Origin of the sequence: Parabacteroides hominis (genome assembly GCF_014287585.1) — a bacterium.
GTDB classification, from domain to species: domain Bacteria; phylum Bacteroidota; class Bacteroidia; order Bacteroidales; family Tannerellaceae; genus Parabacteroides; species Parabacteroides hominis.
Map to the genome: position 1 here is coordinate 16,569 of NZ_JACOOJ010000008.1, position 11,722 is coordinate 28,290.

The window sequence follows — 11,722 nt, forward strand, 5'->3', positions numbered from 1 at the left end:
TTGTATTTCATAACGATGATGCCGGAAATAGATAACGATGCCATTATTCGGCCAAACCTTCTAAAGATGTACCGACGAAGGAGGCAGGGTTGTAATCGTATTGAAGTTCGAATTCATCAATATATAATGTACTACCTTCTCCACCGGTGAAGTAATCGCCGTATTTGCTGGCAGAAGCAACGATTAAGATATAAGTAGGCTTTCTTGTCAGATCACGATATTTAATATCAATTTCAAACTGTTTATAACCATTTTTATCAACTTTCGCTTCTTGATATTTCGCGTCATCTAACTCTCCATAAGCAATTATGCTTTTGTCATTGAAATCCACAAATTTTTGTTCTTTTGTATTCACTCTAAATGGAGCAGTCCAATCACATAATGCTATATAAACACTACACTTGTCCATGTCGCCATTATTCAATTCTTTATAGCTATTCCAATTAACTTTTACAGGCGAATACCTATAATATCCAATCAGTTTTGTAGGTCGTCCCCCTTCATAAGGTTGCCCAAAGTCTAATTCTGCACCAGACTTTGCCGCAGAAAGTCCAACAACAGCTTTCACGAAAGAGCCTGTATATATATTTCCCGCCGCAAAAACATCAAAAATAACAGCTCCAACCTTTTTAGATTCAAGTTTTGCCGCAGCTTTATTTTCTTCTACATCTGCTATTATAGAGGCCTCTTTTGATGTAGGATTAATTGATGTCATCGTATTAGCACCCTTATTTCCTGAATCCCAAAAACGAGAGCCAGAATTTACACCTAAAAACCATGCAGACTTAGGATCATCGGTATACCAATCATCAAAATCCAAATTAGGAACACATTCTTTTCCTTCTTTTATATTTGCATAATCCGTTTTAAACGAAATTATATTTCCTTCAATCTTACCATCATTATCCTGACCTACAGCTCGATATTCATATTCTGTATTTGAAGCCAAACCTTTGACAAAAGCACTGAACGTCTTTCCGTCCTTATTCTTAGAAGCAACAGTTACCGGAGTCCATTCACTATCAGAAACTTTCTTATATTCAAAGCCGAAACCTTCATCACTATCACTTTCACCGCTAAAGAAAGTAAACGTAGACCAGATATTCATGGTTGCAATCTCTTTGGTGATAACAGCGACATTCGGCTTCACTGAATAAGAAAATGATATACTTTGTTCCTGCGTTTTCGCATCTGTTATTGTAAAGGTAAAGTTATGCGTCTGGATGCTTTCGTCGAAAGATTTCAACGCATTACTCATCGCAGTCAAATCGAATGTCAATGTATCAGTTTCACTCTTAACCGACTGAACCGGGAAGTGAATACTTTCCAATTTTTCTCTTGTTGCAGCATCCAAACTTGCTAAATCAAAAGATTGAATCCCCACACGATTATTCAAAGAATCAGACTGTATCGTTACCAACAACTTTTCGATACCGCAAGAAGCAATAGCTTTCAAGATATTATCAGCAAACTCACCTTCTTTAGCTTCCAAACTATTATTCTCTCCAAATCCTTCCAACTTCAATTCCGGAGCCTTGATATTTTCCAGATCTTCCACTTTAATAGGGATAGAAACAATCACCGTATCAGCTCTCTCGTCAATCGTTATATCATCAAACTTACCTCCGGCTTCTCCGCTATCATCCGGTGTTTCCGGATCGCCACTCAATTTGAAATAAAGTTTATAGTGATAACGTTCCTGGATATCGGCATATTCACGTTTCAATTCAAACTGTTCGCCGTCCGTATTCGTCAGCTTCAATAAAGCCAATAATGTTTCCGGAGCGAAATAGCCGCCTCGTGTTTCACCTTTCACGAAAGTCAGAGAACCCGAAATATTACTTACCGTTGTACTGTAATCGGTAAAGTATTTCTTAAAATCGTCGCTATAATCGACTGTTACTTTTGTATTTGCGATCTTACAAGTTACTTTTGCCGAAGTAACCTGGTTCGTCTTAATGTCACATTCCGTCTTTCCGTAGAAATTCGGTAACTCCCAGGCAGCAGAGTCTTTCTTACCGGAAGCAACGACTACCTGATAGGAACCGGCATCCAATAGAATTCCTTCATCTGCTTTTTCAGCCTCAAAATCGGCAATATACTTAACCGTATCTTCTGCCGCATTCAGGATAGCGACACTCAAAACAGGATCGACAGCCTTCGTCTGCAATGTGACGTTCTTCTCTATACCCAAGTACAGATATCCTTGTCCATTGGTTGCCTTTTTCTCATCATCACATGACACAAAGCCAATTAATAATAAAACGGATATTATTGATAATATATATTTTGCCATTTTCTTACTTTACTATAACCGTTAATGTTTTTGTATCGGAAACACCGTTTTGATCTTTCACGTAAATCTTAAATTTATGAGTTCCAGCAAATAGCTCATTTGCTAATAAAGGCATAAAGCTACTTACATCAAACTTAACACTTTTCTTTCCTTTACTAACTTGATCCAACAATACTAATTGTTTTTCGGTCAAAGCCAACATATTGAAATGACTACCAATCAAATCTACAGCTTCTCCAAAATCCGGATTAGTCGTTGAAATGTCTACAGTCATAGCATCAACGCCTGTCGGCATTGAGATATTGACCACCACAGACGGTGTGCTACCACCATTACTACTCAAGATAATAGGACTACTAATATCTGTTCCTCCCCATTGGATTTTAGCAGTAGTAGAACCACCTCCATCACCGCCGGAATTACCACCTCCTCCATTATCATCACCTGAAACAAAATCAGACGGAATCGTTATCGTATATTCACGTTCCACCAACTGGATATCTACTTTAATTATGGGACGCTTCAAAGAATCAGGTACTTCTGTCGGCTCATCCGGGTTCACCGGCTCGTCCGGATCTATAGGCTCATCGGGATCAACAGGTTCGTCCGGTTCAGCGACGTCCAACCATACGACGATGTTATTATACTCTTTCACAGTCGGATCGTTATAGAGATCACAAAAATACTGTGTTTCCAGACCGGAGCGAGTGGTAGCATGAAGAACAAAATCCAATTGGTCGGTTGTTTTGAAGAAAGGCTTCTTTTCTTCATCAGATTTTAAAGTCAGAACACCATTACCATTCGTCATTACCACTTCATAATCTTCTTTAAAACGCTCCTGGAAATTTTCAGTATAAGCGATCGTTATTTTCTTATTACTCAGCACACAAGGGGTAATCAGCGAAGAGACCTCCTGTGAAGTAATCGTACAAGAATCTTTTCCTTCATAATAAGGAGTATCGTAAGCTGCATCTTTCAGCTCGCCTTTTGTTGCAACGACCTGATATTTTCCGGTTGCGAGTAGAACCTCGTCGATATCGGCATAAGAAGCATATTCTTCCACCACCTCACCATTCTCGTCAAGGATCTTCACCGAAAAATCCTTTACATTCAGACTTTCGTCGGTTGCTTTCGTTGAATTTCCCGTAATCGTTTTTTCCATCTGTGGATCCAACTTCAAATCCAACAAACCGACTTCTTTAGGCAGATCCTCCCGGGATGGCTTCTTTCCAAACAAATCGTCTTTCATTTCACAGGATGTAAATCCTGTCATCAGAAATACAAATAAATAAAGGATATGTATATTTCTTTTCATAATCATTCTTCTTAAAGTGCTTTTGTATCAGGGTTTTCACCAGTGAATTCCACTATATAATAATCGTTCGGGGCAGGAGCCTGACCTTTTTTCGTAAGCTCTTTTGTCCGGGTGGGATAAGCATTAGATAGATCTTTCGCCTTAACTGTATATTCCAGTTTTAAGCCGCCATCCACATCATCAAAATAGATAACCTGACCGTTATTCTCTTTCGTAAACGTACATTCTTTACCTTTTCCGTTAATCACTTTCATCAGATAGCTATCTTCAAAAAGCAGATTAAAACTGGTAGTCAGTTTAATATCTACTGCTACACTCTGGAATGTACAAGTAATAGCCGGAACAGTTGTGATCTTCTTTTCCAAAATCACAACATTATTGTTCTCACCGTAGAAATACGGACTATCGAAAACACCGCCTTCTACTTTATCACGCGAATAGGCTTTGACTGTATAAGTTCCTACCGGCAATACAATAAAATCTTTTTTTTGCATTTCAGCAAAAGAGTCGAATACAATGGTCGTATCTAACGGGTAATCATTTGTAGGATTACTCTTCAGTTCCACTTTGAAAGTACCGGCATCCATACCGAACGCTTTCGTTCCTATAACCTGTATCTCATCATCAATTCCAACCGACTGCAAAGAAAGCTGTCCATAGTTTTCAGGAACATCATTATTCCCAATCTCGTCCTTCTGACAAGAGACTGCCAGCATACTGAGTATGCTGAACAGTAAGATTGATATGTTATTTAATGTTTTCATCTTTTATTCGTAGATTAGTTCGACGTCGTCGATGTAAAGATTACTACCTTCATAATGCTTTGGAGCAGACGTTATCTTCTGTAAATACCAAGTATTCTTTATTGAATTACCAGTATTTCCACCTTTTAATTCCTTTGTTTCAGTTGCTTCATCATCACTACATTTGAAAGAAGAAGTAAATACTATTGTTAAATGTGTAGCCTTTAAAGAAGTATTAATATATTCAAATTTCATTTCTTGTTTAGTATAATCAGCGGCAGCTCCTCCTATTACTTCAGCCCGTGCTAAAACTGTAGTAATTCCATTAGCCCGATTTTCAACAATAGCCCAAACCTTATATTGATCATCTTTTACCGGAACATATTTATTCCAAAAAACAATCCCAGTTGGACGAGATGAAAAAGGCTTCCCATAATTATATTCATCAGGGCCATCTTTATGTTCATAATTATATGAACCTATAAATAGCCTTCCCGCAGCAACATGATAACATACGTCTGGAATAACTAGATACTCCTTAAACGAGTTACCAGCATTATTATCCCAACCTACAGTTCGTATCAAAGCTCCACTCCCAGAACGACCTACTGCTTTTAGAGTAGAAGGAACCAAATTAAATGTTGACCAAATATTAGGATCACTTCCAAACGTTTTCTGATTTACAGTAGCCCAATATAATTCAGAGTCACTCGGTTGATTCGCTGTTACATCAACTTTTGAAGCTAATACATTTGCTCCATTAAAAAGATTCAAAGTCCAATCCGTCCATTGTTCCATATTGCCATTTGGAACTTGTAATGCCTCCTCAGTCATAAACTCGGCAATTTCTGTTGGCCAGCCATTTACAAAGGCCCGAACCTTACATTTAGAACCAGAGGATAATCCTGTAGCCATATTTCCCTCTACATCCTGCCATTGTCCATCTTTAAACACTTGAAAAACTGGTGCAGCATATTTAGAGACATCCTCTTTAATATAAAAAGTAGCTCTTTTAGCCCAAATCTCACCTTCCGGCACAACAATCGTAAAGATAGGTGTTACTTCCAATTTTGAAGTCTTTACAACCATCTTATCCAAATTATCCGTTACCGATACTTCATAGGAGTAAGTAGAAGCCTCTGTTTCCTTCGACTCTAATTCACTTGAAAAGTCCTTCTTGAAAACAATCTTACGATTTTGTTTATCATAAGAGATACCTGCCGGCAAATTATCAGAAAGCACATTATACTGGTTCATACCCCCATCACTACTAATCTTCAGTGTTAATGCTTTTATCCCCGCTTCTGCCACAACCGCAATAGCCGTATCTTTTTCTAAAGCATGTTTAGAAGGAACTGCCAATTCAAACTGTCCGACAGTTGGCACTTTAGCTGCTTTCAAATTTACGGAAGCCGTTATCACATCCGATGTATGCATCACATTCAATGCATCATTAATATATACGCTAAAACCACATATTTTGTTTTCATCAGAAGCATATAACTGATTGAACGCTCCTTTTAAATCTAATTCAAGACCTTTTACTCCTGCAATCGGAGAAGAGACAGCTCTCAATCCCCAAACATCTTCGGCAGTCTTCAAACCTTCGGCTGTTGCAATATCAACACTATCGAGCTTTTCTCCACCATCCAAACGAACCACCCAACATTCCTTAATACGTCCCGGCACTTCCGCTTTGATAATACAGGAATCACCTGGATATCCATCCGTCACATTCATTTCTACAGGTACGTTGTTTTCAAACCCGCAAGCCCAGATACGCAAATCCGTAAACGGTTTCCACATAAAGTCAGGAATACCGAATTCAAGTTCCGCTTCCTCCATAGAATCATCCAATTCGATAGAAAGATCCAACCCGTCCCCCGTCTTTCCATCCGTAGCAAACTTCAATGTTACGGATTCTTTCGGATTCAGTGTTATAGAAGGATTTGTTACGGTATAGACTTTTGCTTCGTCCCAATTTTCACGCATCAAAGAGATGGCAATGCTCAGAGGCGTTCCTTCTTTTGCCACTTGCAGATAAGCACCACGTGTTTCGCCTTTCGCAACCGTAAAGACATCGTCCATATAAGACGTTTTCAATGACACGCTGTAATCGGAATAGGCTTTCAGGAAATCTTCCGAATATTCCGCATAAACACGCGCATTTGCCATCGTACACGTCACCTCCAACGGAGTTTTCATATCTTTCTTGATGACAAAATCGGTACTTCCCTCAAAATAAGGATTATCAAAAGCAGCAGGCAGAATTTCGCCTTTAGAAGCACGCAAAGTATAAGATCCCTCCTTGATTTCCATCTCTTGAGGAAAATCTTTATACAAAACGCTTGTAAGGGTGTCACTTTCCTGGAAGATCTGGACTCTATATCCATCCACATCTTCAAAATCCTCTAAAACATTTCCTGCTTTAGTAGACAAAGTGCCTCCCTTGATGTTTGCGGTATCGGCGGCGAGATTTAAACTCAACATCCCTATACTTCCGCCACCATTCAAACGGTCCGAATCGCAGGAAAAGAACCCTGCAACCGAAGCCCATAAACAAAAAGAAAATGCGATAGTCCTTCCCAGACTATGACGTAATTGATACTCTTTCATTTGTATAGTAAATAGTTACTCTTTTTACCTTAGTACATACAATCTGAAACAGCACAATCAATCGTGATATTACCCCTAATATCTTCTTAAATACATGACCCTTAAAATCGTTGCAAAATAACAACAACTCTTAAATCCTCACAAGGTCTATTTATCCGATTACGTGTTCTTTTTTTTAGAAATCACATAATCCCGTCAAAACAAACAGCCTGATTTAGCACTATATAGTGTTCTATTTAATAGAGTTTGTGTTCTATTATTCAAAAACCAATTCACATTCATCCAGCAACAAGACACTACTTGTACTACCGGTAAAATAATCGCCGTATTTACTTGCCGAAGCAACAATCAGAATATAAGTAGGCTTTGTCGAATAATCCCGATACTGCAAAGGGATTGTAAAAGAGGTATAGTCTTTTATCGTTTCCCCGGAAACAAGTTCACCGTAAGCGACCATCTTTTCATTATTCCATGTACGATCCACAAATACACCTTCATTTGTATTCACCGGGAAAGGTTTATCCCAGGTAAACAAACCGACATAAATATGGCATGAGTCCCGAAGACCTTTCAAACCTTCATAAGGCGTCTTTGCCTTATCTATCGTTCCGGCATTATATTTATAATATCCTTTCAAAGCGGAAGGACGCGAAGTGTACGGACGTCCGAAGTTAAGCGAAGCGCCACTCAAGCCTTCTACCTTTCCGAATGTTCCGGTATAAAGACTTCCTGCCGCAAACACCCCTGCAACCGTTTTACTTTCGAGGCGGGCAGCTTTTCCTTTTACTACATCGTTTGCCTCCGGAGAGGTTGGATTTGCCTCACCGACAGAGTTGGACCCTTTGTTTCCCGAATCCCAGAAATAATTAGCATCCGTCAAATCCTTATTGGCATACCAGCTTTTCCCCTCTTTATACCAATCATCGAATGAAAGATTCGGAACAAGTTCCACCGCCTCCGTTGTAAACGTTTGGATATCATCAGCCTTTCCATCTACTATCAACTCATATTCATAGGTACTACCCGGTTTTAAATGCGTAAAAGTCAACAGGAATGTACCATCCTCACGGATTTCGATTTCATTGGATAATACATTTTCCCACTCTCCATCCTCCGTTTTTGTCGGCGTTTCAATGATACGGTAACGCGCTGAAACCTGTCCTGTTTTAGTTGTTCCCTCAACATAAACTCGCTTCGACCAGACTGAAACCGTATTAGTCTGCACATCATCACCAGGATGCAGCACACTGACTGTCCAAGTCTCGGTTTCGTCAAATGCCGTAACAGTAAACACTTGAGGGCGACGAAAATCGTGTATCGTATCAGGCAATGGTTCCGTAATAGCGATCGAGCTGCCCAACTGCAACTTTTCTATTTCAATATTTGAAAATGCCGGTTGCTCAACTTCATCCACATAAATAACAATCTGTTTGTTATGTTCGTCGACAAGAGGTGTCCCCACCTGATTTTTCACTTTGATAACCCGATTAATATCATGCTCTACCGACACGTTCCACACATAGTCCTGGTAGATTCGAAGCAAGAAAGAAACCGGTTTCTTAAAATTCATTCGCGTATTTATGGTTTGCGGCAAACTGTCAACTGAAGAAAAGCCTGTATCCGGGAAATGGTTAAAATCGAGACAAGACAATGAATCCGGTATAACCGTAGCCCCGCTGGTTACTTCAAGTGTCTTGATCTGTACATTTCTCAAATCAAGCGTATCCGCAACCTTCACTGTCACCACACTCATTTCGCTATTGATCTTTGCAGAGACCATTCCTTCCACTTCGATTTTTTGTATTTCTGCCTTTATACGGGGATAAGGAATATCATTTTCAATACAGCTCTGGAAAAGAACCGACAAACAGACAAACAGACATATCCATATTTCTTTCCTATCCATCATACTCCGTCACAGATAAAAGACAATTCCTAAATCAATAGACAACAAGTTGATCTTGAAGTTGGCAGAACTCGCCCGGCGGGAACCTTTATAGACCTGATCTTTTGTTTGATCGTACCATTTGAAATCCAACCCTGCAACATTTACAGAAGCCTCTACCGCCGCAAAATCATTAATAAAGACGGTCAGTCCGGGAGCCACACCTATATTCAAGGAATGTTTTAACTGATGCATGCCACTCAGGTCAATGTCTGTACCCGTCGTAGACTTGCTTGTCGAGTATCCATACGTCACCCTTGCCTCATTAAATAATCCAAAGCGTTTGCTATCTCCTAAGTTCAAATAGGTGCGCAAAAAGACCGCTCCTGAAAAAGTATTAGAAACATCGTGATAGTCTTCTACCTGAAAACTCAGGTCATCCCCCAACGACAAATCGATATTATCTAACTTCGTATAAGAACGGGAATAAGCAAATCGGCCACCTATACTGATATTATCCCGGATCGCATAACTTACCAAAGGTGTAACCTTGAATGTATATCCTTCGCTGTTTATATCCTTTAATACCGACAGGAACTCAAAATTATCATCGACATGTTCGGAATAAGAAAAAGTCGTTCCCACCATCCACTGCCCTTTCGGGATAAAGGTCTTCATCACAATACCACGATCGTACTTAGTGTCTTTGGCAAGTCCTACAAAAGAGATCAAACAACAAAAAAAGGCTATGACTGCTTTCTTCATGCTTTCTTTACTTAAACGATTTTTCATTATATTCAAAAGAGAGTGTGAAGTTATCTACGAACAAAACACTTCCAATACCCATTTTACCAATGACTTTTGTACCACTAAATACACCTCCATATTTACTGGAAGTCGCTACAATCGCCATAGTTGCCGGAATAGATACTTTATCTGTATATTTTATATCGATCTCAAACTTTTTATATTCTTCGACCTTTTTCTTTTCATTAAATCGCCCATAACCGATTTGCTTTCCAGACGAATCCTTCAGCCAAATATAAATATCAGCAATATCTTTGGTCATATCCTTGTCTTCATCATCTGTATAAGAACCATACGTTGCATCAGCCGGATCATACTTATAATATCCAGTTAATTTTGTTGGACGCCCCTTGTAAGATTTTCCAAATGAAGGGCTACTGGCCGGATTAGACATATTGATATTAAAAGACCCAACAAACAAATTACCCGCCGCAGTCCCCGCAAGCATTACATCACCCAATGATTCCATCCTGACTGCTTTCGCCCCATGCTGACAATCGTCTACCTGAGTTGTATTCGGACTTTTACCTGCCGTTTTCACACCCTTATTACCTGTCGCCCAAAAACCACTTTCACCTTCCTTGTTTGGATAAATATCCTTCCAATCTTCAAAATCCAAATTTGGGACAAATGGTTCATCCGTTGTTTCAAAACTTCCTGTTGTCGGAGTTTCCACATCAACAATGACAGAATAAGTATAAGATGTATTCTTATCTAAATCAGGAATCAGGCATTCAACCTGATAATCCCCGTCTTCATTCACAAATACCGTACTTGGATCTATATTAATAGTCTGTTCACTTCCATCACCACTATATGTCACACTGATATTTTCCTTTGATCCTGCCGTTATAGTTAGGAATGCAAAGCGGGACCAAGGATTTGCCTCTACCAAAACAGCTACATTCGGACGAACTTCTATCGAAATCGTATCCTCCACTTGCTGTCCCAACAAATCACGAGCAAGGACAATTATAGAATGTGTTGTTTTCTTACCTTCTAATAATGGTATACTATTTAATAAATTGCTGAAATTTATTTCTTTATCCGTACCACCACTTATATCAGTAGGCATTGCAATCCCAATCTGTTCCAAGCTCGATCTGATAGCCGGATCCATATTCCCTAAGTCAATATATTCCGGTAATCCTTTCTCTTCATTGAAGTAATGAGATGAAAACTTCAATGCCAATAATTGTAATCCGACTTTAGAAGATATATTAACTGCCAACGTAGCATCTCCCGGATTTGATTGTTTTATGCTCAGAATCTTTTGGGGTTCTATTGCGATCTTCGGCACATTCCGTCCGTAATCATCCGTAAAGACCGGGACATTCAATGTGCACTCTATATCGTTAGTTTCTTCGTCGACTGTAATATCAAAATCTCCACCTGCTTCAGGATCATCGGGTTCTTCTCCGACTGAGAAAGTCAAACGATAATGTTCGCGGGCTTTTGTATCCGGTATCTCCTTTACTATTTTATAAGCAGTACCATCATTATTAATGAGATTAAGTGTCACATTCAATTTTCCGGGTGTAAAATAGCCCGCACGTTTTTCATCCTCTTCAAAGGTCAGTTCACCACTGGCATTACTGATCGTAGCTTGATATCCTGTAAAAAACTTTTTCAGCATATCCGAGTAATTGACTGTCACCTTGACATTTGCCAATGTACAGACTACTTCCGATTCCTTTATCGTATATTTCACTACATCTATCGTATCTATCCCGAAATAGAAAGGCTTGTCGAAAGCAGCCTTGCCCGAATGCGGCGAACCTGCTTTTACATGATATTTCCCCACAGCCAGAGTAATCTTTTCATTCCCCAGATCCGTTTTATAGTTTTCGAAATACTTTACAGTATCTCCGGTAGCCGCTTTACAAATAGCAATACTCATCTGCAAACTATCGCTTTCAACAGCTTTTGTCACCAATGAATAATCCATTGACGGATTTACGCATAGATAGCCCGTTTCAATCATGTTCTCTTTTTCTTCACAAGAAGCAAGAACTATCAACATCAAAAACAGATAATATATATATGATTTCATACTTACA

The 11,722-nt window shown here is 39.3% G+C and carries 7 protein-coding genes; all 7 read right to left on the bottom strand.

The genetic code is table 11. From position 1 onward, the window contains the following. Positions 1-43 precede the first annotated feature (43 nt). The 7 genes from H8S65_RS06430 to H8S65_RS06460 all read right to left on the bottom strand — a co-directional run bounded on the left by H8S65_RS06430 (position 44) and on the right by H8S65_RS06460 (position 11,715). Complete coding sequence (locus H8S65_RS06430) at positions 44-2,296, bottom strand: DUF4493 domain-containing protein (RefSeq protein ID WP_186929173.1); 2,253 nt, start codon at positions 2,294-2,296, stop codon at positions 44-46. 4 nt (positions 2,297-2,300) lie between these two features. Continuing rightward, a complete protein-coding gene (locus H8S65_RS06435; protein WP_186929174.1) occupies positions 2,301-3,611 on the bottom strand; it encodes a DUF4493 domain-containing protein in 1,311 nt (436 codons plus the stop codon). 11 nt (positions 3,612-3,622) lie between these two features. After that, positions 3,623-4,375, bottom strand: a complete 753-nt coding sequence (locus tag H8S65_RS06440; protein WP_186929175.1) for a DUF4493 domain-containing protein — start codon at positions 4,373-4,375, stop codon at positions 3,623-3,625. Between the two features lie 3 nt (positions 4,376-4,378). Further along, complete coding sequence (locus H8S65_RS06445; RefSeq protein ID WP_186929176.1) at positions 4,379-6,970, bottom strand: DUF4493 domain-containing protein; 2,592 nt, start codon at positions 6,968-6,970, stop codon at positions 4,379-4,381. A gap of 256 nt (positions 6,971-7,226) precedes the next feature. Further along, positions 7,227-8,879: a PCMD domain-containing protein gene (locus tag H8S65_RS06450; protein ID WP_255489053.1), complete on the bottom strand. Its 1,653-nt coding sequence runs from the start codon at positions 8,877-8,879 to the stop codon at positions 7,227-7,229. A 6-nt stretch (positions 8,880-8,885) separates the two neighbouring features. Then, positions 8,886-9,620, bottom strand: a complete 735-nt coding sequence (locus H8S65_RS06455) for a hypothetical protein (protein WP_186929177.1) — start codon at positions 9,618-9,620, stop codon at positions 8,886-8,888. Positions 9,621-9,627: 7 nt separating this feature from the next. Then, positions 9,628-11,715 (bottom strand): DUF4493 domain-containing protein, encoded by a 2,088-nt coding sequence (locus tag H8S65_RS06460; RefSeq protein WP_186929178.1) that lies wholly within the window; start codon positions 11,713-11,715, stop codon positions 9,628-9,630. Positions 11,716-11,722 lie beyond the last annotated feature (7 nt).

Excerpts from the sequence above, each read along its gene's own strand:
- H8S65_RS06440 (WP_186929175.1), bottom strand. The coding sequence starts at position 4,375 with ATGAAAACATTAAATAACATATCAATCTTACTGTTCAGCATACTCAGT.
- H8S65_RS06455 (WP_186929177.1), bottom strand. The coding sequence starts at position 9,620 with ATGAAGAAAGCAGTCATAGCCTTTTTTTGTTGTTTGATCTCTTTTGTA.
- H8S65_RS06450 (WP_255489053.1), bottom strand. The coding sequence starts at position 8,879 with ATGATGGATAGGAAAGAAATATGGATATGTCTGTTTGTCTGTTTGTCG.
- H8S65_RS06435 (WP_186929174.1), bottom strand. The coding sequence starts at position 3,611 with ATGAAAAGAAATATACATATCCTTTATTTATTTGTATTTCTGATGACA.
- H8S65_RS06430 (WP_186929173.1), bottom strand. The coding sequence starts at position 2,296 with ATGGCAAAATATATATTATCAATAATATCCGTTTTATTATTAATTGGC.
- H8S65_RS06445 (WP_186929176.1), bottom strand. The coding sequence starts at position 6,970 with ATGAAAGAGTATCAATTACGTCATAGTCTGGGAAGGACTATCGCATTT.
- H8S65_RS06460 (WP_186929178.1), bottom strand. The coding sequence starts at position 11,715 with ATGAAATCATATATATATTATCTGTTTTTGATGTTGATAGTTCTTGCT.